Origin of the sequence: Streptomyces sp. NPDC005774 (assembly GCF_042871645.1) — a bacterium.
GTDB lineage: Bacteria > Actinomycetota > Actinomycetes > Streptomycetales > Streptomycetaceae > Streptomyces > Streptomyces pratens.
The window spans coordinates 42,862-63,764 of the sequence record NZ_JBIAIV010000018.1 but is presented as its reverse complement, the minus strand read 5'-3'; the positions used below and the strand labels follow the sequence as shown (position 1 = coordinate 63,764).

The window sequence follows — 20,903 nt, the reverse complement described above, 5'->3', positions numbered from 1 at the left end:
TCAGCAGCCGACCAGTCGGCTCGCCAGGTAGCCCTCGATCTGGTCGAGGGAGACCCGCTCCTGCTTCATGGTGTCGCGCTCGCGCACGGTCACCGCGTTGTCCTCGAGCGTGTCGAAGTCGACCGTGACGCAGAACGGCGTGCCGATCTCGTCCTGGCGGCGGTAGCGGCGGCCGATGGCGCCGGCGTCGTCGAACTCGATGTTCCAGTTCTGCCGCAGCGCCTGGGCGAGGCCCTTGGCCTTCGGCGACAGCTCCGGGTTGCGGGAGAGCGGGAGCACCGCGACCTTCACCGGGGCCAGGCGCGGGTCGAGGCGCAGCACCGTGCGCTTCTCCAGCTTGCCCTTGGCGTTGGGCGCCTCGTCCTCGACGTAGGCGTCGATCAGGAAGGCGAGCATCGCCCGGCCGAGACCGGCCGCCGGCTCGATGACGTACGGAGTCCAGCGCTCGCCGGCCTCCTGGTCGAAGTAGGAGAGGTCCTGGCCGGAGGCCTTGGAGTGGGCGCCGAGGTCGTAGTCGGTGCGGTTGGCGACGCCCTCGAGCTCGCCCCACTCACTGCCGCCGAACTGGAAGCGGTACTCGATGTCGGCGGTGCGCTTGGAGTAGTGGGAGAGCTTCTCCTTCGGGTGGTCGTACCACCGCATGTTCTCCTCGCGCATGCCGAGGCCGGTGTACCAGTTCCAGCGCTGCTCCATCCAGTATTCCTGCCACTGCTCGTCCTCGCCCGGCTTGACGAAGAACTCCATCTCCATCTGCTCGAACTCGCGGGTGCGGAAGATGAAGTTGCCGGGCGTGATCTCGTTGCGGAAGGACTTGCCGATCTGGGCGATGCCGAACGGCGGCTTGCGGCGCGAGGTGGTCTGCACCTGGCCGAAGTTGGTGAAGATGCCCTGGGCGGTCTCGGGGCGCAGGTAGGCGACGGAGCCGGAGTCCTGCGTCGGGCCGAGGTGGGTGGAGAGCAGACCCGAGAACTGCTTGGGCTCGGTGAACTGGCCCTTGTTGCCGCAGTTGGGGCAGTTGATGTCGGCGAGGCCGTTCTCCGGGGCGCGGCCCTTCTTCTCCTCGTACGCCTCTTCCAAGTGGTCCGCGCGGAACCGCTTGTGACAGGCGGTGCATTCGGTGAGCGGGTCCGAGAAGGTGGCGACGTGACCGGAGGCGACCCACACCTCGGGGGCCAGGATCACCGACGAGTCGATACCCACGACGTCCTCACGCGACGTCACCATGTAGCGCCACCACTGGCGCTTGAGGTTCTCCTTGAGCTCGACACCCAAGGGCCCGTAGTCCCAGGCGGCACGCTGGCCGCCGTAGATCTCACTGCAGGGGAATACGAAGCCTCGGCGCTTGCTCAGGCTGACGATGGTGTCGATCTTGTCGGCGGCCACGGTGCTCTCTTCATTACGACGACGGGCGACGAAGCGAGATTGCTTCCAGCGAAGCCCTCAGGCTACCGGCGGGCCCTGCTCCCCGACCAATTCGGGGCCCACGTCAGGGGCCCGGGGTCCCCTGGCACAGGCCTCTCACCCGCCTTGTTGACAACGGTTTCCATATTAGTTGAAAATGGGAGTCATGAACGTACGACGACGCCTCATACCCACGGCAGCGGTGACCGCGGTCACCGCGCTCGCCATGGGCACCCTGTCCGCCTGCTCCTCCGACAGCGCCGCGGCGGGCAACACCGACAAGTTCGACGTCGTCGCCTCCTTCTACCCGATGGCGTTCCTGGCCGAGCGGATCGGCGGCGGCCATGTGAACGTCACCAGCCTGACCCAGCCCGGCCAGGAGCCGCACGACCTGGAGATCAGCGCCAAGCAGACCGCGCAGCTCGAGAAGACCGACGCCGCGCTCCACCTCAAGGGCCTGCAGCCCAACATCGACGAGGCCATCGGCCAGTCCGGGGTGAAGACGAAGATCGACGCGGCCACCCTGACCACCCTGGAGACGCACGGCGCCGGGGACGAGCACACGGACGAGGACCACGCCCACGAGGGCGAGGGCGGGCACGCGGGCCACTCCCACGAGACCGAGGGCGGCAAGGACCCCCACGTCTGGCTCGACCCGGTCAAGTACGCCGAGGTCGCCGAGGGTGTCGGCAAGGCCTTCGAGAAGGCCGACCCCGACCACGCCGCCGACTACCGGAAGAACACCGAAACCCTCGTCGGCGAGCTGAACGCGCTGGACACCACCCTCGAGGCGGGCCTGAAGAACCGCAAGAGCGACGTCTTCATCACCACCCACGCCTCCTTCGGCTACTTCGCCGAGCGCTACGGCCTGACCGAGGAGGCCATCAACGGCCTCGACCCCGAGTCCGAGCCCAGCGCGGCCCGTGTGAAGAAGCTCGCCGAGACCGCCAAGGCCGACGGCGTGACCACCATTTTCTACGAGACACTGGTGAGTGACGACACCGCGAAGACGGTCGCCAAGGACGCCGGACTGAAGACGGACGTCCTCGACCCTCTCGAGGGCATTACCGACAGCTCCCGCGGCAACAACTACTTCGAGGTCATGGAGTCCAACCTGAAGGCCCTGCAGACGGCTCTGGGATCCGCGTGACCGGCCGCCCGGCCGGCCGACCCACCCACCCACCACCGGAGGGCGGCAGCATGACGACGAACACCGAGCCCGCCATATCGACGCCGAAGACCGAGCCCGTCATCTCCCTGCGGGGCGTCCACGCCGAGCTGGGCTCGCGCCCCGTCCTGCGCGGCATCGACCTCACCGTGCACCGCGGCGAGGTCGTCGCCCTGCTCGGCGCCAACGGCTCCGGCAAGTCGACGACCGTGCGCGCCGTCATCGGCCAGGTGCCGGCCGGCGCCGGCGAGATCGAGCTGTTCGGCACCCCGCGGCGCCGGTTCGGCGACTGGGCGCGCGTGGGGTACGTCCCGCAGCGCACCACGGCCGCGGGCGGCGTGCCCGCCACGCTGACCGAGGTGGTCGCCTCCGGCCGGCTCTCCCGCACCCGCTTCGGCGTGTTCCGCAAGGCCGACCGCGAGGCCGTACGCCGCGCGCTGGACCTCGTCGGCATGGCGGACCGGGCGAAGGACTCCGTGGACGCGCTCTCCGGCGGCCAGCACCAGCGGGTGCTGATCGCCCGCGCGCTCGCCGCCGAACCCGAGCTGCTGATCCTGGACGAGCCGATGGCGGGCGTCGACCTGGCCAGCCAGGAGGTGCTCGCGGAGATACTGCGCCGGCAGGTCGACCGGGGCACCACCGTCCTGCTCGTCCTGCACGAGCTGGGCCCGCTGGAGCCCCTGATCGACCGGGCGGTCGTCCTGCGCGACGGCTGCGTGACGCACGACGGCCCGCCCCCCAAGGCGGTCGGTCAGCACGCTCTGCCGGGCCACGACCACGTACACCCGCACGCACCGGCGGGCGCCGAACCGATCCGCACGGGACTGCTGAGCTGATTGCTGATGGACCTCCTGAACTACGCCTTCATGCAGCGGGCTCTGCTGGCGGCCGTCCTGGTCGGCATCACCGCCCCCGCGGTCGGCATCTACCTCGTCCAGCGACGCCAGGCCCTCATGGGCGACGGCATCGGGCACGTCGCGATGACCGGCGTCGGCCTCGGCTTCCTGCTCTCCTGGTCGCCGGTGTGGATGGCGACCCTGGTCTCCATCGTCGGCGCCGTCCTGATGGAGCTGATCCGCTGGTACGGCAGGGCCCGCGGTGACATCGCCCTCGCGATGCTGTTCTACGGCGGTATGGCGGGCGGCGTGATGTTCATCAACCTCGCCCCGACCGGCTCCAACGCGAACCTCACCTCGTACCTGTTCGGCTCCCTGTCGACGGTCTCCGAGTCCGACGTGACGGCCATCTGTCTGCTGGCCGCGTTCGTGGTGCTGGTCACCGTCGGTCTGCGCCGCCAACTGTTCGCGGTCAGCCAGGACGAGGAGTTCGCGCGGGTCACCGGCCTGCCGGTACGGTTTTTGAACCTGCTCACCGCGGTCACGGCGGCGGTCACCGTCACCGTCGCGATGCGCGTGGTGGGCCTGCTGCTGGTGAGCGCGCTCATGGTCGTGCCCGTGGCCGCCGCCCAGGCACTCAGCCGCAGCTTCGCCGCCACCTTCGCCATCGCCGTCGCGATCGGCGTGAGCGTGACCATCGGCGGCACGGTCACCTCGTACTACCAGGACGTGCCGCCCGGGGCGACGATCGTGCTGCTGACGATCGCCGCGTTCATCGCGCTGACCGTGCTGGCCACCCCGCTGGCCCGCCGCCGCGCCCGCGCGACGGCCGCCGCGCAGCCCGCGCCGGACCCGGCCGGGTGCGCCGTACCGGCCGGCCGGAAACCGCGCGGCGAGCCCGACGCCTGACTCCCTCCTGCCCGGCCTGGCACAATGGCCGCGGCAGAGCAGAGGCAGACTGAGGAGGAAACCGGTGACCACCGCTGGACCGCCCGTGAAGGGCCGCGCCACCAGGCAGCGGGCCGCTGTGGCGGCTGCGCTCCAGGACGTCGACGAGTTCCGCAGTGCGCAGGAGCTGCACGACGTGCTCAAGCACAAGGGCGACTCGGTGGGACTCACCACGGTCTACCGCACCCTGCAGTCCCTCGCCGACGCCGGCGAGGTGGACGTGCTGCGCACGGCGGACGGCGAGTCCGTCTACCGCCGGTGCTCCACCGGCGACCATCACCACCACCTGGTCTGCCGCAACTGCGGCAAGGCGGTCGAGGTGGAGGGCCCGGCCGTGGAGACCTGGGCGGAGGCCATCGCCGCCGAGCACGGCTACGTCAACGTGGCCCACACCGTGGAGATCTTCGGAACCTGCGCGGAGTGCGCGGCGGCCGCGAGCGGCACCTGAGACCCCGGTACACGGCGAGGGGCGCGAAGATGATCTCCGCGCCCCCCGCCGTGTCCACACCCGCTCCCCCTACTGCTCCTGCCTGCCCTCCATGGCGAGCAGCTCCTCGTTCGGGATCGCGCCGCCGAAGCGGCGGTCGCGGGAGGCGAACTCGAGGCACGCGCGCCACAGGTCCCGGCGGTCGAAGTCCGGCCACAGGACGTCCTGGAAGACCATCTCCGCGTAGGCGCTCTGCCACAGCAGGTAGTTGGACGTGCGCTGCTCACCGCTCGGCCGCAGGAACAGGTCCACGTCCGGCATGTCCGGGTAGTACAGGTAGTTCTGCAGCGTCTTCTCGTTGACCTTCGCCGGGTCCAGGCGCCCCGCCCTCACGTCCTCGGCCAGCGCCTGCGCCGCGTCGGCGATCTCGGCGCGACCGCCGTAGTTCATGCAGAAGTACAGGGTGAGCCGGTCGTTGTCCTTGGTCTGCTCCTGCGCGACCTGGAGTTCCTTGGCGACCGACTTCCACAGCTTGGGCATCCGCCCCACCCAGCGCACCCGCACACCCAGCTCGTCGAGCTCGGCCCGGGACTTGCGGATGAAGTCGCGGTTGAAGTTCATCAGGAAGCGCACCTCGTCCGGCGAGCGCTTCCAGTTCTCGGTGGAGAAGGCGTACAGCGAGATGGCGCCGACGCCCATCTCGATCCCGCCCTGGAGCACGTCCAGCACGCGCTCGGCGCCCACCTTGTGGCCCTCGGTGCGCGGCAGGCCCCGCTCCTTGGCCCAGCGGCCGTTGCCGTCCATCACGATCGCCACGTGCTTGGGGACCAGCTCACCGGGGAACTTCGGGGGCCGCGCGCCGGAGGGGTGCGGTACCGGCGTCTTGTACTCCCGGCGCTGACGCCCCAGAAACCCGCGTACGGCCATGTGCTTCTCGTCTCCTCTAGGTGTTCTGGGTGTTCGTTACTTCTCGACGTACCGCAGGGAGCGCAGTCCGCGCTCCAGGTGCCAGTGGAGGTACGCGGACACCAGCCCGCTCCCCTCCCGGACGTGCCGCGCCTCGGACGCGTCCGCCGTCTCCCAGTCTCCCGTGAGCAGCGCGCCGAGCAGTTCCAGGGCCTGCGGCGAGGGCACGACGCTGCCGGGGACCCGGCAGTCGGCGCAGACGGAACCGCCGGAGGCGACCGAGAAGAACCGGTTCGGTCCGGGCATCCCGCACTTCGCGCAGTCGCCGAAGGTCGGGGCGTAGCCGTTGACGGCGAGGGAACGCAGCAGGAACGCGTCGAGGACGAGATGCGGTGCGTGCTCGCCGCGGGCCAGGGTCCGCAGGGCGCCGACGAGCAGCAGGTACTGCTGGACGGCCGGTTCGCCCTCGTGGTCGGTGAACCGCTCGGCGGTCTCCAGCATGGCCGTTCCGGCGGTGTAGCGGGCGTAGTCGGTGACGATCCCGCCGCCGTACGGCGCGATGGTCTCGCTCTGCGTGCACAGCGGGAGGCCGCGCCCGATCAGCTCGCTCCCCTTGGCGAAGAACTGCACGTCCACGTGGGAGAACGGTTCGAGGCGTGCGCCGAACTTGGACTTCGTCCGGCGCACGCCCCTCGCCACGGCACGTACGCGCCCGTGACCGCGCGTGAGCAGAGTGATGATCCGGTCCGCTTCACCCAGCTTCTGGGTGCGCAGCACAACGCCGTCGTCGCGGAACAGACTCATACGACCATTCTCGCGCACGCGCCTGGCTCCCGTGGCACCGCCTCGAGGGCCGGCCGGCGGGCCCCCGCGTCAAGGCAGCTCCCCCCGGCTGCGGGCGTTGGCGTACGCCGTCGCCGCGCGCAGCCGCTCGGCGGGCGTCGCCTGGCGCACCTCAACCGGTTCGGCGTCCCACTCCCGACCGCCGCCGTACGGTCTCAGCTGGATGTAGGGCCCCTCGTGCCCCATCACGATGCCGACCCTCTCGGTCCGGGTGTCCACGACATACACACCGACCGGCGGCTTCATCGCGCTGCCGCGGCCATCACGGCCGCGAGCCGCCGTGCGGTCTCCACGGAGCACCGCCCCAGGTCGACCAGTGGACAGGGCGCCTCCCGCGCAAGACTCACCGGGTCCAAGCCCAGCGACGGCAGAGTAATTCCTGCCTTCACGAGTAATTCCCGCAATTCTTTCACCACGCCCTCCGCCTCTTCGACGCAGAGCGCCGAGTGCCGTTCCTTCACTTTGGTCCCCTTCTCTTCGGCTTTCACGCTTCCTGTCCTTAAGGTGCCCTTCGGAACCTACACTCGGAAGAGTTTTGCGCCCTACAAGTAGCGGGCTGCGCAAAGGGGTTGGGAAAGGGGTGAGCAATGGCCAACGGTTCACGCCAAGCGGCATGGGAGTTCTTCGGCACGGAACTGAAGCGACGCCGGGAGGATTCGGGGTTCACGCAGGCGGAGCTGGGGGCGCGGGTGTTCGTATCGGGGGGCTACATCGACCAATTCGAACAGGCAATTCGCAAACCCCAATTGGACGTCGCCCAGCGGATCGACGAGACCCTGCAAACCGACGGTATTTTCGAGCGCCTGTGCAGGAAGCTGATCGACGACCGCCGGTATGCGGATTACTTCGCCAAGGCGGCGGAGCTGGAGACGCTGGCGACGAAGATCTGCGAGTTCACGCCGGCGCTGATTCCCGGGCTGTTGCAGACACCGGCTTACGCGCGGGCGGTCACGCCGGCCATGAACCCTTTCGCGCCGGAGGAATCGGTCGACGAGAAGGTATCGGGACGCATCGAACGAGGGCGGATCCTCAAGGACGCCACGCGGCCGGTGTACTGGGCGATCCTGCACGAGAACGTGCTGCTCATCCCGGTGGGCGGACCGGCGGTCATGGCGGAGCAACTGGAGCACGTCGCGGAACTCGCGCGGGATCGGGCGGTGACTGGTCCAGGTGCTGCCCTATGCGGCCGGCGCGTATCCCGTGATGACCGGGGACCTTCGACTCATGGAGTTCGATGACGCACCCGCAACCGCCTATACAGAAGCCGTGTATTCGGGGAACCTGCTGGACGATCCAGCCGTGGTGCAGCGAGCACAGTCGGCATACGATCTGCTCAGGGCGGACGCGCTGTCACCAGAGCTGTCCCTGGCCCTGATCCAATCGGCGGCGGAGGACTTCAGACGATGCGCGAGTACGACCTGAGCGGAGCACACTGGCGCAAGAGCACATACAGCGACGGCAACGGCGGCAACTGCGTCGAAGTCGCCCACGCCTTCCCCGGCGCCGCCCGCTGGCGCAAGAGCACGTACAGCGGCGGAAGCGGAGGCGAGTCCTGCCTCGAAGTCGCCGACGGAGTGCCCGGCATCGTCCCCGTCCGGGACAGCAAAGTGACCGCCGGCCCCGTCCTGGTCATCGGCGCGGCGGCCTGGACGGAGTTCATAGGCACCGTCACCGAAGGGCGTCCGGCCCGGAGGTAATCCCCCGGGCCCTGCACCGCTACCTGCACCGCTACCTGCGCCGGCGCAATGCCAACGCCCGCCACCCCGATCTGCTCGCCGCCCAGCGCCTCGAACGCGCCCGCGTTCGCGGCGAGAAGGGCATCCGCTGGGGCGGACGCCCTCTCACCACTGCGGCCTGACTCGTCCCCGCGATGCGGTCACAGCGGCAGACAGCCGGGCCGTCGATCACTTGACATGTGCGGCGATGGTCCGCGCGCACTCCATCGACTCGGCATGCGTGGTGTCCACCTCCAGGTCATAGGTCACGCCCTGGTGGACCACGTCCGCCTGGGAGGCGGCCATTCCGATGGTCCGATCGCCCCGTGCGACCTCACGGCTTGCGGCTACCGCAGCGTCACATCGGACGCCGACCCACAGCACCCGCAGTTCGCCCAAGGCTTTCTGCCATCGCTGCTGTGAGTCCGCTCCGCCGAGGAAGACCTCATCGATGACGACCCGGGCGCCGGCACGGGCCATCGCGGCGACCCCCTCGATCCATGCCGCTTCCAGGGTTCGGAACTCCGGACCGACGATCACCGCTCCGTCCGGAGCGAACTCGATCCCGCCGTCCGATGCCTGCATGGACGCGGGCATCGCGTCAACCAGCGTGTCTGTCCCCAGGGCCAGCCACGGATCCGGCAGTACTGCCTGCAGACACCGAACGATCCCGGACTTCCCCGAGCTGGAACCACCGTTGAGAACGATCACCTGAGTCATCACCGCGCCACAGTAGAGGCACCAGGGCAAGGCTCGAAACAGATTTCCGCGAACCCTGCACCACCAGCCACAACCTGGCGAACCTTCCCGGTCGGAGCACTGGCCACGGGGGCACGGCAGCTGCCGCCCCGGCTGGGGACGGCAGCCACCGGTGGGCTCAGTAGTTCGCGGTGGCGAGCAGTTCGCCGTCCTCGTCGTACACGGTGACCAGCCCGTTCTCGGACTCGTAGCACGAGGTGAACGCCGAGGCGATCAGTTTGCCCTCACCCGTGTGAGGGCCGGTCAGGCCGCCGGAGAAGTCCGTGAAGACGTCGGCCGAGTCGAAGATGTCGTTGCGCTTGTCGGCACCGGTCACCTTGGTGACGTGCGTGACGGCCTCCTTCTCCGTGGGCGTACCGGACTCGGCGACACAGGCCCGGAATTCCTCGGCCCGGGTCTTCGTACCCGGTGTCCGCTCGCCCTCGGCGTCCTTCCCCGACGCCCCGCCGGCCGGCACCTGCTCCTCGGCGGTGACGGCCTTGTCCTTCTTGCCGGTGTCCGTGGAGTCGGAGTCACCGTTCATCGACGTGGCCGCGACGGCGACGACGACCATCAGGGCGAGAAGGCCGGCGCAGCCGAGGCCCACGATCTTGCCGACACGGCGCTTTTTCGGCGGCTGGGGCGTGGGAGCGCCTGCGGGCTGCCGGGAGCCGCCCCATCCGGGCTGCGGCTGCTGCGGGTACTGCTCGTTCATGGCGTTCCCTCAAGGTCGTTCGTGTGATGCGGGTGTACAACCTGCGAGAATGCTGAGCAGTTGTGCCATTACGGAGTGGTTCACGCCTTAGTGGGTATACAGGTGGATGCGTAAGCATATGTGGCGAACGTTCGTACCGTGAGGCGCTCCCGTTCCCGCCCCGGTTCCTCCCAACTCCCGCTTTTCCGCTGAGCGGTTGGTCCGACCGGAGGATGACCTGGCTATGACGCCGTTGGCGTGACGTTTCGGCGGGGCGGCGCCCGTGGCGGGCTCCGAAGCGGTCTCCTGTGAGGTAGAACCGCAATTCTTTGGAGACCGACGTGACCGCCACCTCGTACGAGTACGGCCCCCACCAGAGCTACGTCGACGCCTATGCCTTCGACGGGAGCGGCTACGGCGACTTCCCGATCGCGCCGCCGCACCCGCCGGAGCGGCTGGACATCGCCATCGATCCGCGGGACCGGCGCCGGCTGGAACTCCACGCGGCCCTGACCGCCGCCGGGATCCCGCCGCTCCCCGAGGACCGCGAGGCCATCGACAGGCTCAGCGCCCTGCCCGGCAACATCAACAACACGATCCAGCGCTGGCTGCAGTACGCCCTTTGACACCAGGCGAGGCGTACGGGAGGGCGTGGCATCCGTTCCCCGCGTCACTGCGTTCCCGGTGCGACCAGTCCCGACTCGTATGCCACGATCACCAGTTGGGCCCGGTCGCGGGCCGCGAGTTTGCCCATGATCCGGCTGACGTGGGTCTTCGCCGTGAGCGGGCTCAGCCCCAACGCCTCGGCGACCTCGGTGTTGTTGAGCCCGCGCGCGACCAGCGCGAGCACCTCCCGCTCGCGGTCCGACAGACACTCGGGGCCGGCCGTCACCGGCATCCGAGGACTGCGCAGGAACCGGGCGATCAGCCGTGCCGTGGGCCCGGGTGACAGCAGCGCCTCGCCGTCGGCCACCGTGCGGATCGCGTCGAGGAGTTCGGCGGGCCGGGTGTCCTTGACCAGGAAGCCGGAGGCGCCGGCGCGGAGCGCGTCCACGATGTTCTCGTCGGTGTCGTAGGTGGTCAGGACGAGCACCTTCACCCCGGCGAGGTCCTCGTCGGCGGCGATCAGCCGGGTGGCCTCGATGCCGTCGAGGTCGGGCATCCGGATGTCCATGACGACGAGGTCGGCGCGCCGGGTGCGGGCCAGCTCGGCCGCTTCACGGCCGGTGGCCGCCTGGCCGACGACCTCCATGTCGGACGCCGACTCGACGAGCATCGCGAACGCCTCCCGTACGAGGGTCTGGTCATCGGCGAGCAGCACACGGATGGTCATCGGGCCCTGGTTCCTTCCGCAGCGGTGGCGACAGCGACCTCGGAGGTGGCGGTCGTGGTCAGGGGCAGGGTCGCGGTCACCTGGAAGCCGCCGCCCGGACGGGCCCCGGCGTCGAGTGTGCCACCCACGCTGCGGGCCCGCTCCCGCATCCCGACCAGCCCGAACCCGGAGTTGCCGCCGGGGGCGGGGCCGGTGCCGTCGTCGGTGACGGACAGGTGCAGGACGCCGTCGGCCGTGCGCAGTTCGACGGCGACAAGGGGCTCGGGCCCGGCGTGCCGGACGGCGTTGGTCAGCGCCTCCTGCACGATGCGGTACGCGGCGGCGCCGACGGCGGGCGGGACGGCGCCGTACCGGCCGGACCGCTCGACCCGCGCGCCCGCCAGCCGGGCCGCCTCCACCAGGTCGGGCACGCCGCCGAGGCCGGGCAGCGGCCCCCGGGCGTCACCCCCGGCCCCGTGCTCCCGCAGCACCTCCAGGGTCGTACGGAGTTCCCCGCGGGCCGTCCGGCAGGTCTCGGCGATGTCGTCGAGGGACTTGGCGACCGTCTCCCGGTCGAGCCGCTCCGGGTCGGCGGCCAGGACGTGCGCGGCGACGGAGGTCTGCACGCCGATGAGGGTGATGCTGTGGGCCAGCAGATCGTGCAGGTCACGGGCGATGCGCAGGCGTTCCTCGGCGACCCGCCGGCGGGCCTCCTCCTCCCGGGTGCGTTCGGCCCGTTCGGCCCGCTCGACGAGCCCGGTGACGTACTGCCGGTAGTAGCGGACGTCGACGCCGAGGAAGAGCACGGCGATGGCCCAGCCGATGATGCGGACCAGTTCCATGAAGCCGTCGGGATTGGTGAGCGCGTTCAGCAGGAGCGTGCCGCTGATGACGAGTGAGCCGAGGCAGAGGGTGCGGCGCGGTGGGCCGGTGGCGGCGAGCGTGTAGAGGGGCACCAAGGTCGCGGCGACGGGCGCGGCATGGTTGTTGTCGAGCGCGTGGTACGGCACGGCCACCACGAGGACGCCCAGCAGCGCCGGCAGGGGCCGACGACGGCGCCACACCAGGGGCACGTGGGCGGCGAGCAGCAGGGTCCAGCCGAGCGCGTCGGGCCTGCGGCCGTCGCCGGCCAGTGCCAGGGTGGTCGCACTCGCGGCGAGGAGAACGGCCAGCACGGCGTCGTTGCGGACGGCGTGCGGTGCGGTGAGCGGGTCTCGGTGGATCGCCGCCAGGATCCGCTCGCCGAGGCGCGGCCGCCCGTCCGCCGCGGTCCTCGCCGGGGGCGGCGGTGCGGGGGCCGTTGTCGTGGTTGCCTGCACGGGTTCATCCTCCGGGAGGAGGGAGCCCCTCCACGAGGGAGGGGCGCCCTTTCGTCTTCGCGCCGGTGCGGTAATACCGGCCGCCTGCCTACTGCACGGGCTCCGGCTCCCGTTCCGCCGTGTCGTCCCGGTCCCCCCGTACCGGCTTCGGGGCGGGCCGGGACAGCCGGCCGGGCCACCACATCCAGCGGCGCAGCAGCACACTCGCCGTGGTCACCAGATAGGTGCGGACGAGGAACGTGTCGAGCAGGACGCCGACCGCGATGACGAAGCCGAGTTCGACCATGCCGACCAGCGGCAGGGTGGTCAGTACGGCGAAGGTCGCGGCGAGGACGACGCCCGCGGAGGCGATCACCCCGCCGGTGGTGCGCAGCGCGGTGAGGGCGGCGGCCTCGGGTTCGGCGCCCGCCAGGGACTCCTCGCGCATCCGGTGCATCAGGAAGATGCCGTAGTCGACGCCGAGGGCGACGAGGAAGACGAAGGAGAGCAGGCCGAGGCCGGGGTCGGTGCCCGCGAAACCGAACAGCGGCCCGAAGACCAGTCCCCCGATGCCGAGGGTCGCGCCCCACACGGCTACCACGGCGCCGAGCAGCAGCAGCGGCGCGACCAGGCTGCGCAGCAGCACCGTCAGGATGACGAACACCGCGGCGAGCACCAGCGGCACGATCACCGAGCGGTCCCGCGACTCGGCGGCGGCGAGGTCGAGTTGCTGGGCGCTGGGACCGCCGACGTAGCTGCCCTGGCCGTCGAGCCGGTCGCGCAGGGCCTCGATGGTGCGGGTCTCGCCCGGAGACTCGGGCGCGGCGGTGGGGAACACGGAGATCTCGGTCCAGCCTCCGCCACCGCGTCCGGCGGACGCGTCCGCGACCCCGTCGGTGGTGCGGGCCGTCTCCAGTACGGTGCCGGCCCGGCCGGTGGGTGCCATGACGGTGACGGGGCGGCTGCTGCGCTCGGGGTACTTCTCGGCCAGGGTCAGCATCGCGGTGATGGACTCCGGCCGGTCGGTGAAGGCGTCCTCCTGTTTGAGGTCGCCGGTGAGGTTGAGCGTGCCGAGCGCGAGGGTTCCGAGAAGGACGGCCCCGCCCGTGAGGACGGCGGCGGGCCGGCGGGCGGCCGAGGTGCCCATGGCGGCGAACAGCGACCGGCGGGCCCTGGGCTCGCTGCCGAAGGCGGGGATCAGCGGCCAGAACACGCGCCGCCCGAGCAGGACCAGGACGGCGGGCAGCAGGGTGGTCATGGCGACCAGCGCGGCCAGTACCCCGATCATGCCGACCGGTCCCATGCCGCTGCTGCTGTTGAGGTCGGCGGCGACCAGGCAGAGCAGCCCGGCCGCGACGGTGCCGGAGGAGGCGAGGATCGCCGGCCCGCAGCCGCGCAGGGCGACCCGCATGGCGTCGTAGGGGCGTTCGTGGCGCCGCAGTTCCTCCCGGTAGCGGGAGACGAGGAGCAGCGCGTAGTCGGTGCCGGCGCCGAGGACGAGCACGGTCATGATGCCGCCGCTCTGCCCGGTGATCGTGACGTCGAACAGCTTGTGCAGCCCGTACCCGGCGGCCATCGCCAGCCCCGCCGCCGCCCCCGCGACGGTCAGCGGGACCAGCCACAGGAACGGGCTGCGGTAGATCAGCACGAGCAGGACGGTGACGACGCCGAGGGTGGCGTACAGCAGGGTGCCGTCGACCGTCTCGTACACCTTGAGCAGGTCGGTCTGGAGGGCGCCGGCCCCGCCGACCTCGGCACTCAGCCCGCCGGTGCCGCTCACGATCTCCCGCACCCCGTCGACGAACGCGTCCCGGGCCTCTTCGTCCTGGCCGGGCCCGGTACTGGACACCGGGAACATGAGGGTGCTGCCGTCCTCGGACGGGACCCCCCGCGGCTCGTTCGCCGGCTCGTAGGTGCTCTCCACCTCGGCGACCTGCTCGGCGGCGGTCCGCCGGTCGGCCCCGGTCAGTCCACCGTCCCGGTGATAGACGAGTACCAGCTCGGTGGCCTCACCACCGGGCAACTCCGCCTGGATACTTGCGACCTGGGTGGAGTCGGCGCTGTCGGGCAGATAGTCGACGGCCCGGTTCTGCTGCACCCCGCCGAACTTCCCGGCCAGCGGGCCGGCCAGCACCAGCGCTGCCAGCCACAGTCCGACCACCACCCAGGGCACCGCCCGCCCCCGCCCCGCACGTGTCCTTACGGCCCCCATGCCACCGTCCCCCTCCGCTCGCCGGCTCTGTCCGATCCGCTCTCCAGACTCCCGGCGCGGGAGGGCCGATACGTCGGGCGCGAGGGTGAGCCGACCGGTACTGCTGAGGGTGGCGCGGAGGGCGGGTTACTCCCCGGGGAGTAACAGCGTGGGGTGGGCGGAGGCGGGCCGGCGGAGGGCGGTCCGGGACAGGGCCGTGGAGAGGGTGCCGGGTGGGGCGGCGGCTCAGGTGCGGTCGACCATCCAGGTGCCGTCCTCCTCGTCGTCGACCCGCACCTCCAGTTCGCGGACGCTCATACCCGCCTCCCAGAGTTTCCAGAAGCGCTTCATCTGCTCCTGGACGTGGTCCGGACGTGCGATGAGCCGGGTTCTGACGTTGACGTCGCGCAGGTCCTGCTCGATCTCGAAGGACACTTCCTCGTCGTAGACGATGAAGTCGTTGGCGGTGCCGCGCTGGATGTGCGGCGGCAGTTCCGGCAGCACCGCCACCCGCACCTCGATGCGCAGCGCCTCCTGCTCGTCGCACAGCCGCAGCAGCCGGTCGTCGAGTTCGCGGGCGCTCTCCAGCAGGAACAGCCGCCGTACGGGCACCCCGTGCTCCTCGATCGCCTGCTTCTGCGCGTCGAGGTAGCGGCCGGCGGGCTCGCTGTTCCAGAACTCCCGGTCGACGGACGTACTGATGGCGCAGATCGACTGCTCCGCGACGTGGGCGAGGCTGAGCATCCAGTCGTGGTTCTCCCCGTGGCTCTCCACGCTCAGCCGGGTGAGCGCCGACATGTGCTCGATCACCCGCTGCATCTCCAGCCGGATGAAGGAGTACAGGAGCGGGGATCCGGGCGCCAGGACGTCGGCGAAGCGCTGGGCCAGTTCGGGTACGCCGTCCATGCGGACCCGGTCCAGCGTCGGGTAGGGCTGCGGAGACCGGTCCAGCTGGGCGAAGCGGTTCTCGACCAGCTGCTTCATGTCCTCGGCGTGCCGGCTCAGAGTGGTCCGCGTCTCCTCGGCGTGCCGGGTGAGACCGGTCTCCAGGGCGTCGTCGTACCGTTGGAGACCGTCCCGCACGGTGTTCTCCACATCGGTGGCGGTCCCGGTCAGGACGCGCTCCGCCCACCTCTCCCGTTCCCGCCCGTACCTGTCCTGCCTCTCCCGCGTCCGCCACTCCCGCGCCTCGCGGTCCGGGCCGAGGAGGTACTGGACGGCCACGACGGCACCGGTGCAGAGCGCGGCGGCGGCGAGCTGCCGCCCCGTACCGGCGTCCGGGGCCAACAGCGCGGCGACGCCCCAGGCGAGGAGGCCGAGGACCAGGCCGAGGACCAGGCCGAACGGCAGCCACCGCTGCCATGCGAATGCGGCCGGACCCGGCCACCTGCCCGGCTTGTCGGTCGCGTCGGGTGCGTCGGGTGCGTCCGCCGAAGGGGGTAACACCGTGCCGCCCGGATCGTCCGGCGGCCCCGTCTGTGCGGGAATCGCCGTGCCGGGTTCGGGCCGGGTGCCCTCGGACTCAGATGATGGTGCCGTGCTCATCTCGCTCTTCCCCCCGTTGGGATACACGTCGGATCGGGATGCGGAAATGTGCTTGGGGCCGGGTCCGGCGGTTGCCCGGTGTCCGGTCAGGGACCCATGTCCGCCTCCCGGTGGGGGGACGGGATCGCGTGCAGGGTGAGCTGGTCGCGGATGCGCTGAACGAGGGTCTGCCACTGCCGGGTGAAGCCGGGCCGTTCCTCCAGCGCGTCCCAGAGCGGCGCCAGGTCCTGCGCCACCCGGGCCCGCGGCATCCACAGGTGCAGCAGATGGTCGACGGTGGGTCGCAGCGCCCTGACCACGGCGGGAAGCTCCTCGCCCGCTCCCTGGCGCTGCCCCGGACGCTGCCGGGACGGCGGTGCCCCGGCCGTCCCGGCGCCGGCCCCCAGCCGGATGCCGTCGAGGATGCGGACCACGGTGGTGAGCAGCCAGTCGTGCAGGGCGAGGTCGTCGCAGAGCCCGGCGAGCCCCTCGCTGGGGGTGCCCTCGGGCACCCGGAGCCTTACCGTGCGCAGCTCGTCCTCGGCGAGGGTGAACCGCTCGATCGACGGGCCGGCGCCCGGGTCCGCGGGCAGGGCCACCCAGCGGAGCCGGGTGGGGCGGGACCTGAGGGGCGGCCGGTGGTCGAGCAGGGGGTGGCGCAGCAGTCTGGTGTGCAGTCCGTCCGCGATCAGGCCGACGTCGAGATCGCCGTGCCGCCCGCCGTTCAGCACGCCCTCGGCGACCGCCTCATGGGGCAGCTTCCCGAACGGCTCGACCACGCCGGGCCGTACCAGGTAGTGGCCCCACGGCTGCCGGTGGTCGGGGCCGGTGGCGGGCACCTTGAAGTACGCGGAGGTCTGGAGCAGGCGTCCCTCGGTGAGCGCGGCCCGTGCGGCGACCGTGCCGACGGCGCGGACCCGGGCGCCGTTGGCGCTGGGCAGGGGGCAGTCGACGCCGGTGAGCGTGTCGGGCGAGCGGCCGTAGAGGTTGGGGCGCTCGGAGAGCAGGACGCGTTCGTCGGCTCGCAGTCCGAGGAGCTGGGCGGCGGCCCGGCTGTCGAGGGCCTGCAGGGCCGGCAGCAGCGAGGTGCGGACCTCTCCGCAGGCGAGCACGACACGCGGTGCGGTCTTCGACGGCCCCATGTCACGGCCCCGCGTAGAAGACGTAGGAGACGCGGTCGGCGACCGAGTCGGGGACGGGCACCTTCTCCCCGGCGGACCGGCGGGCCACCTGGCCCAGAGCTTCTGGGTCCACCTCGGTCTGGTCGAGGATGACGCGGACGGCGTGCTCGACGGGCAGGAACCGGTTGGGCACCACCGAGCAGGTGCGGTACGCGGCGAACGGGTCCGCCCGGGGGTTGAGCCGGAGCAGCGGGGGCAGTTCGTCCCAGTCCTCGGGGAAGCCGTCGGCGGTGTGCGGCTGGGGTTCGAGGACGGCCTCGCCCTCGGTGCGCAGCAGCCCGAGGCGGGAGAGCTGCCAGACCGCGGCGAGGAAGGGGCAGGACCAGGTGCGCTGCCCGTCGGGTGCGTCGCTCCAGAGTTCGACGTCCAGGAAGACGGAGTGGCGGCGGGACGCGGTCTCCTTGGGCGGCTGCCAGACGGCGGCCTTCTTCATCGCCTGCGGGGCGCGTGCGACGGGACTGCGCTCACCGTTGGCCAGCCAGCCGGTCTGCGCGGCCGGGGGGCGCAGACCGTAGCTGCCGGGCGGTGGTTCCTCGACGAGTCGGCCGGCCACCGCCTCCGCGACCGGCACCTTGCCGGCGACCGCGCAGCCGGACTCGCGTGCCAGGTAGTCGACGGCCAGCCCGGCCCGGTCCGCCTCCGCCAGCAGCAGCGGGACGAGTTCGGCGGGGCTGGAGAAGCGGGTGAAGTAGTCGTCGATCAGGAAGCAGGTGCTGATCCGGGGGCGTTTGCCGTCCGTCCGGGCGGCCGCCGCGGCCCGCGCCGCGTCCGCCCAGGGCCGTACCTGCGCGAAGTGCCGCCGCAGGTTCTCCGGACCGGCCTCGAAGTCCTCCATGTAGAGGTGGCCCAGCTCCAGGGAGAGGTGGGACAGCGGCACCGCCTGGGTGCGCGGTTCGGCGGTGGTCTCGCGGAACACTGCGTCCGTCATGGCCGCCCCCAGCAGGAGTCGTCGGTCAGGCGTCGTGCGATCTCCTCCAGCGCCTCGAGCGTCTCCTTGTTGGCGATCTGGGTGGAGAGCACGTCCTCTTCGGTGATCAGCTGCTCGCGCCACTGCAGGACGGGTTCCAGCGGTACGGCGCCGAGCACCACGCTGTCGCCGATGCGGTGCTCCGAGGCGAGCCGGCGCAGGGCGTCGTCGCAGGACTGCATCCAGGCCGCCTGGGCGGGCGAGCCCTGGGCCCACAGCGGCGAGTCGGGGTCGGGCACGGCGGCCCGGACGAACCGGATGGCGCCGCGCAGGGCCTCCTCGTCGTGCCCGCGGTCGACGCCGCCCCTGATGATGCCGTGTTCCTTGTGGACCAGCCCGGCGGCGGCGATCACGTGCTGCCGGGTCCAGCGGTGGAAAACGAGCCAGCGGAAGGGGACGTAGCGCATCCGGGGGTGGGCGGTCGCCGCCAGGACCATGTCCACGGCGTAGCTGCGCCCGGCGCTGAGGTCCACCACGGTCAGGTCGAACTCGCCGTTCAGCCTGAGCAGCAGGTCGACGCAGCGGTCGAGGGTGTCCTCGCCGGTGACGAACTCGCCGCCGCCTGCGTCGCCGGGTAACAGGGCCAGGCGGCCGGACTGGTTCGGCCGGGCGTGCAGCTGGGGGTGCTCGGTCTGCCGCCAGATGTCGATCCTGGCCGGTTCCGTGACCTCGCCCTCCAGGTAGGAGTGCAGGCCCCGCTCCGCGATGCCGCGCATCGCGTCCGGTACGTCGAAGACGGCGGCGGCCGTGGGGGAACCGAAGTCGAAGTCCACGTAGGCCACGTGGTCACCGGTGAGGGCGCGCTGGTAGGCCAGGTTGGCGCTGGTGACCGAGCGGCCCGTGCCTCCCTTGTCGGAGGCGGCGAAGACGAGCACGGCTCACATCTCCTCTGCGGCGGCACCGCGGGCCTGGGCCAGGGTGTCGAGTTCCTGGAGCACGGGCAGGGCGAGTGCGAACGCGGTGGCGGGCCGCTCGTCGACCAGGTCACGGGCGTGGTCCAGGCGGTTCTCGATGCTCCGCATGGCCCGTCCCCGGCTGCCGTCGGCGGTGACGGAGGCCTCCAGCTGTTCCTTGCCGAACAGATGGGCGGCCTCGCTGAGCAGTTCGCGGGCCAGCTCGGCGAGTTCGGGGCTGCGGATGGGCCGCTGCTCGTACAGGCCGCGGGCGGCGACCAGGCACTCGGTGACGCGCTCGGTGATGCTCCAGGAGAGGCGCCGGCCGAGGGCCGCGTCCGGGAAGACGGCTGCCGCGTTGTCCCAGAGGCCGGCTCCGTCGCCGTCCTCGATCCGCCGGTTCCACAGGTGCTCGAACGTCTGCTCGCCCAGGCGGATCAGGCGGTCCTGCGCCTCGATGTTCCGGGAGAGTGCCGCGAGCTGGATGATCCGCTTGAGCAGTTGCGCGGAGAAGTCGGTCATCCGCCACTCCAGCGGCGCGCCGGACCGCTCGGACCCGGCGAGCGGCATGGTGACCCCCGGGTTGTGCAGCCGGACGGTGGGGTCGTTCCTGGTCATCCGGCTGGTGATGCGGCCTCTGTCGGCGAGGCGTTCCATGATGGCGACGGTGCGGGTGAGGTCGTCGTCGGTCGCTTTCCGGCGGATCAGGTCGTGGACGAGGATGGCCGCCACGGTGAGGGAGAAGTACTCCGACTCCAGCCGCAGACCGGTGGTCTGCCAGGGGAGGTCCTCCAGGGGCCAGCGCTCGGTGCCGAAGCGGGCGATGGCCGACCAGTACTGCTGGCTGAGTTCCCAGCGCAGGCGTAACGCCTCGGCGAGCTTCTGCTGGTCCTCGTCGAGGAGTCCCAGGGTGAGGGTGCGCTCGGAGAACAGGTCCTGGATGCCGTCCAGGGCAACGACGGTGAAGTACACGTAGGGCAGCCGGTCGGCGATGCCGTCGGGCTGGCCCTTGACCGGGACGTCCAGGTCGGTGATGGTCGGCGCGTCCTTCACCACGCCCCAGGCCCAGCCGCACTCGAAGAGCTGGCTCTCGTCCCGGATGCTCTCGTCGACCTCGATGCCGCGGCTGAGGCTTTCGATGATCGTGGCGCGCAGCGGGCGGAATCTGCGGGAGAACTGCTGGAGCACGGCCCGGTCGGACTGCTTGTTCTGCCCGATGACCTGGATGAGCCGCCGGCCCTGCTCGGACTCGGCGTCGAAGACGTTGACGGTGAAGGAGCGCAGCAGGCTGACCATCGCGGCGGTCAGCCGGGTGTTGGTGGCTTCTCTCAATTCACCGAGCGACCTGCGCACCTCGGGCCGGGTGGTGTTCTCCTCGTAGACCTTGAGGAATCCCAGGGTGGCCAGGCACAGCGTGACGGACATGGAGTAGGCGTCGACGACGCCCAGCTGGGTTTGTTCGTGGGTGGGTTTCTGCTTCGGGTCGGTCGGCCTGAAGTAGTGCCCGCCGGAGAAGGTGGGGCTGTCGTCCGGCCCGGTGTGGGTGCGCATGAACTGGGACAGGACGGTGATCATGTTGGGCGGGATCTCGAGCCGGCTGCCGACCCGATCCAGCGCGCGCAGGACGTCCCGTTCGGTGGTGTCCGGTTGGTCGAGACGGAACGCGGGGACCTCGGTGGCGGGGTACAGCAGGCAGAGCAGCCGCTCCGCGTCCGCGACGGAACTCAGCCCGTCGGTTTCCCCCCAGACGAGCTTTCCGTCGTCGAACGAATGGCGGGCCGCGGCCTGCCAGATGTCCAGCAGATGCTGCCGTGGCTTGATCTGCATTCCCGCACCCCTCGTACAGATCTGGTTACCCGGT

General features: G+C 71.0%; 21 protein-coding genes and 2 pseudogenes. 8 read left to right on the top strand and 15 right to left on the bottom strand.

All coding sequences use genetic code 11. The annotated features are described in order from the left end of the window. Window positions 1–1,383 (bottom strand): glycine--tRNA ligase, encoded by a 1,383-nt coding sequence (locus ACFYQA_RS18555; protein WP_388918587.1) that lies wholly within the window; start codon window positions 1,381–1,383, stop codon window positions 1–3. A gap of 184 nt (window positions 1,384–1,567) precedes the next feature. Here ACFYQA_RS18555 and ACFYQA_RS18550 point away from each other — a divergent pair, with 184 nt between their 5' ends. The 4 genes from ACFYQA_RS18550 (at window position 1,568) to ACFYQA_RS18535 (ending at window position 4,801) form a co-directional block, all read left to right on the top strand. Then, a complete protein-coding gene (locus tag ACFYQA_RS18550; protein ID WP_388918584.1) occupies window positions 1,568–2,551 on the top strand; it encodes a metal ABC transporter substrate-binding protein in 984 nt (327 codons plus the stop codon). A 50-nt stretch (window positions 2,552–2,601) separates the two neighbouring features. Continuing rightward, complete coding sequence (locus ACFYQA_RS18545; protein ID WP_388918581.1) at window positions 2,602–3,405, top strand: metal ABC transporter ATP-binding protein; 804 nt, start codon at window positions 2,602–2,604, stop codon at window positions 3,403–3,405. 6 nt (window positions 3,406–3,411) lie between these two features. After that, window positions 3,412–4,314 carry a metal ABC transporter permease gene (locus ACFYQA_RS18540; protein ID WP_388918578.1) on the top strand — a complete coding sequence of 301 codons (903 nt, stop codon included), beginning with the start codon at window positions 3,412–3,414 and terminating at the stop codon, window positions 4,312–4,314. 64 nt (window positions 4,315–4,378) lie between these two features. After that, on the top strand, window positions 4,379–4,801 hold the full coding sequence (locus ACFYQA_RS18535; RefSeq protein ID WP_388918575.1) for a Fur family transcriptional regulator: 423 nt from the start codon (window positions 4,379–4,381) through the stop codon (window positions 4,799–4,801). A 69-nt stretch (window positions 4,802–4,870) separates the two neighbouring features. Here the strand turns inward: ACFYQA_RS18535 and ACFYQA_RS18530 are convergent, their stop codons facing one another. The 4 genes from ACFYQA_RS18530 to ACFYQA_RS18515 all read right to left on the bottom strand — a co-directional run bounded on the left by ACFYQA_RS18530 (window position 4,871) and on the right by ACFYQA_RS18515 (window position 7,017). Beyond that, window positions 4,871–5,707 (bottom strand): isoprenyl transferase, encoded by an 837-nt coding sequence (locus ACFYQA_RS18530; RefSeq protein ID WP_388918573.1) that lies wholly within the window; start codon window positions 5,705–5,707, stop codon window positions 4,871–4,873. A gap of 36 nt (window positions 5,708–5,743) precedes the next feature. Then, entirely contained in the window at window positions 5,744–6,490 is a 747-nt protein-coding gene (gene recO / locus ACFYQA_RS18525) for a DNA repair protein RecO (protein WP_388918571.1), read from the bottom strand. 69 nt (window positions 6,491–6,559) lie between these two features. Next, window positions 6,560–6,775 carry a hypothetical protein gene (locus tag ACFYQA_RS18520; RefSeq protein ID WP_332427478.1) on the bottom strand — a complete coding sequence of 72 codons (216 nt, stop codon included), beginning with the start codon at window positions 6,773–6,775 and terminating at the stop codon, window positions 6,560–6,562. Continuing rightward, on the bottom strand, window positions 6,772–7,017 hold the full coding sequence (locus ACFYQA_RS18515) for a hypothetical protein (RefSeq protein ID WP_388918569.1): 246 nt from the start codon (window positions 7,015–7,017) through the stop codon (window positions 6,772–6,774). Before ACFYQA_RS18515 ends, ACFYQA_RS18520 begins: the two co-directional genes overlap by 4 nt. 99 nt (window positions 7,018–7,116) lie before the next feature. Between ACFYQA_RS18515 and ACFYQA_RS18510 the strand changes: the two are divergent. The 3 genes and pseudogenes from ACFYQA_RS18510 to ACFYQA_RS18500 all read left to right on the top strand — a co-directional run. Beyond that, window positions 7,117–7,951: pseudogene (locus tag ACFYQA_RS18510) on the top strand (Scr1 family TA system antitoxin-like transcriptional regulator). Next, a complete protein-coding gene (locus ACFYQA_RS18505; protein WP_388918566.1) occupies window positions 7,933–8,226 on the top strand; it encodes a DUF397 domain-containing protein in 294 nt (97 codons plus the stop codon). The pseudogene ACFYQA_RS18510 and the gene ACFYQA_RS18505 overlap by 19 nt, the downstream one beginning before the upstream one ends. A gap of 17 nt (window positions 8,227–8,243) precedes the next feature. Further along, window positions 8,244–8,387: pseudogene (locus ACFYQA_RS18500) on the top strand (IS630 family transposase); the annotation flags it as partial. 46 nt (window positions 8,388–8,433) lie between these two features. Here the strand turns inward: ACFYQA_RS18500 and cpt are convergent. Next, window positions 8,434–8,964, bottom strand: a complete 531-nt coding sequence (cpt, locus tag ACFYQA_RS18495) for a chloramphenicol phosphotransferase CPT (protein ID WP_388918733.1) — start codon at window positions 8,962–8,964, stop codon at window positions 8,434–8,436. Window positions 8,965–9,121: 157 nt separating this feature from the next. Then, the gene (locus ACFYQA_RS18490; protein ID WP_388918563.1) at window positions 9,122–9,697 is read right to left on the bottom strand and encodes a hypothetical protein; all 576 of its coding nucleotides are present in this window, start codon (window positions 9,695–9,697) and stop codon (window positions 9,122–9,124) included. Between the two features lie 320 nt (window positions 9,698–10,017). Between ACFYQA_RS18490 and ACFYQA_RS18485 the strand changes: the two genes are divergently transcribed. Continuing rightward, window positions 10,018–10,302, top strand: a complete 285-nt coding sequence (locus ACFYQA_RS18485; protein ID WP_388918560.1) for a hypothetical protein — start codon at window positions 10,018–10,020, stop codon at window positions 10,300–10,302. 44 nt (window positions 10,303–10,346) lie between these two features. On the opposite strand, the gene ACFYQA_RS18480 is transcribed toward ACFYQA_RS18485, so the two are convergent. The 8 genes from ACFYQA_RS18480 to ACFYQA_RS18445 form a co-directional block, all read right to left on the bottom strand. Continuing rightward, window positions 10,347–11,009 carry a response regulator gene (locus tag ACFYQA_RS18480; protein ID WP_388918557.1) on the bottom strand — a complete coding sequence of 221 codons (663 nt, stop codon included), beginning with the start codon at window positions 11,007–11,009 and terminating at the stop codon, window positions 10,347–10,349. Continuing rightward, window positions 11,006–12,307 (bottom strand): sensor histidine kinase, encoded by a 1,302-nt coding sequence (locus ACFYQA_RS18475; protein ID WP_388918554.1) that lies wholly within the window; start codon window positions 12,305–12,307, stop codon window positions 11,006–11,008. The genes ACFYQA_RS18480 and ACFYQA_RS18475 overlap by 4 nt, the downstream gene beginning before the upstream one ends. Before the next feature lie 88 nt (window positions 12,308–12,395). Beyond that, complete coding sequence (locus ACFYQA_RS18470) at window positions 12,396–14,498, bottom strand: MMPL family transporter (protein WP_388918551.1); 2,103 nt, start codon at window positions 14,496–14,498, stop codon at window positions 12,396–12,398. A 225-nt stretch (window positions 14,499–14,723) separates the two neighbouring features. Then, window positions 14,724–16,022 carry a hypothetical protein gene (locus ACFYQA_RS18465; protein ID WP_388918548.1) on the bottom strand — a complete coding sequence of 433 codons (1,299 nt, stop codon included), beginning with the start codon at window positions 16,020–16,022 and terminating at the stop codon, window positions 14,724–14,726. A gap of 86 nt (window positions 16,023–16,108) precedes the next feature. Beyond that, a complete protein-coding gene (locus tag ACFYQA_RS18460) occupies window positions 16,109–17,143 on the bottom strand; it encodes an SCO2521 family protein (protein ID WP_388918545.1) in 1,035 nt (344 codons plus the stop codon). Between the two features lies 1 nt (window position 17,144). After that, window positions 17,145–18,110, bottom strand: a complete 966-nt coding sequence (locus ACFYQA_RS18455; RefSeq protein WP_386401587.1) for an SCO2522 family protein — start codon at window positions 18,108–18,110, stop codon at window positions 17,145–17,147. Next, window positions 18,107–19,024: an SCO2523 family variant P-loop protein gene (locus ACFYQA_RS18450; RefSeq protein WP_388918542.1), complete on the bottom strand. Its 918-nt coding sequence runs from the start codon at window positions 19,022–19,024 to the stop codon at window positions 18,107–18,109. The genes ACFYQA_RS18455 and ACFYQA_RS18450 overlap by 4 nt, the downstream gene beginning before the upstream one ends. Before the next feature lie 3 nt (window positions 19,025–19,027). Beyond that, a complete protein-coding gene (locus ACFYQA_RS18445; protein ID WP_388918539.1) occupies window positions 19,028–20,869 on the bottom strand; it encodes an SCO2524 family protein in 1,842 nt (613 codons plus the stop codon). Window positions 20,870–20,903: the final 34 nt, after the last annotated feature.

Excerpts from the sequence above, each read along its gene's own strand:
- ACFYQA_RS18550 (WP_388918584.1), top strand. The coding sequence starts at position 1,568 with ATGAACGTACGACGACGCCTCATACCCACGGCAGCGGTGACCGCGGTC.
- ACFYQA_RS18545 (WP_388918581.1), top strand. The coding sequence starts at position 2,602 with ATGACGACGAACACCGAGCCCGCCATATCGACGCCGAAGACCGAGCCC.
- ACFYQA_RS18540 (WP_388918578.1), top strand. The coding sequence starts at position 3,412 with ATGGACCTCCTGAACTACGCCTTCATGCAGCGGGCTCTGCTGGCGGCC.
- ACFYQA_RS18530 (WP_388918573.1), bottom strand. The coding sequence starts at position 5,707 with ATGGCCGTACGCGGGTTTCTGGGGCGTCAGCGCCGGGAGTACAAGACG.
- recO (WP_388918571.1), bottom strand. The coding sequence starts at position 6,490 with ATGAGTCTGTTCCGCGACGACGGCGTTGTGCTGCGCACCCAGAAGCTG.
- ACFYQA_RS18520 (WP_332427478.1), bottom strand. The coding sequence starts at position 6,775 with ATGAAGCCGCCGGTCGGTGTGTATGTCGTGGACACCCGGACCGAGAGG.
- ACFYQA_RS18505 (WP_388918566.1), top strand. The coding sequence starts at position 7,933 with ATGCGCGAGTACGACCTGAGCGGAGCACACTGGCGCAAGAGCACATAC.
- cpt (WP_388918733.1), bottom strand. The coding sequence starts at position 8,964 with ATGACTCAGGTGATCGTTCTCAACGGTGGTTCCAGCTCGGGGAAGTCC.
- ACFYQA_RS18490 (WP_388918563.1), bottom strand. The coding sequence starts at position 9,697 with ATGAACGAGCAGTACCCGCAGCAGCCGCAGCCCGGATGGGGCGGCTCC.
- ACFYQA_RS18480 (WP_388918557.1), bottom strand. The coding sequence starts at position 11,009 with ATGACCATCCGTGTGCTGCTCGCCGATGACCAGACCCTCGTACGGGAG.
- ACFYQA_RS18470 (WP_388918551.1), bottom strand. The coding sequence starts at position 14,498 with ATGGGGGCCGTAAGGACACGTGCGGGGCGGGGGCGGGCGGTGCCCTGG.
- ACFYQA_RS18465 (WP_388918548.1), bottom strand. The coding sequence starts at position 16,022 with ATGAGCACGGCACCATCATCTGAGTCCGAGGGCACCCGGCCCGAACCC.
- ACFYQA_RS18460 (WP_388918545.1), bottom strand. The coding sequence starts at position 17,143 with ATGGGGCCGTCGAAGACCGCACCGCGTGTCGTGCTCGCCTGCGGAGAG.
- ACFYQA_RS18455 (WP_386401587.1), bottom strand. The coding sequence starts at position 18,110 with ATGACGGACGCAGTGTTCCGCGAGACCACCGCCGAACCGCGCACCCAG.
- ACFYQA_RS18445 (WP_388918539.1), bottom strand. The coding sequence starts at position 20,869 with ATGCAGATCAAGCCACGGCAGCATCTGCTGGACATCTGGCAGGCCGCG.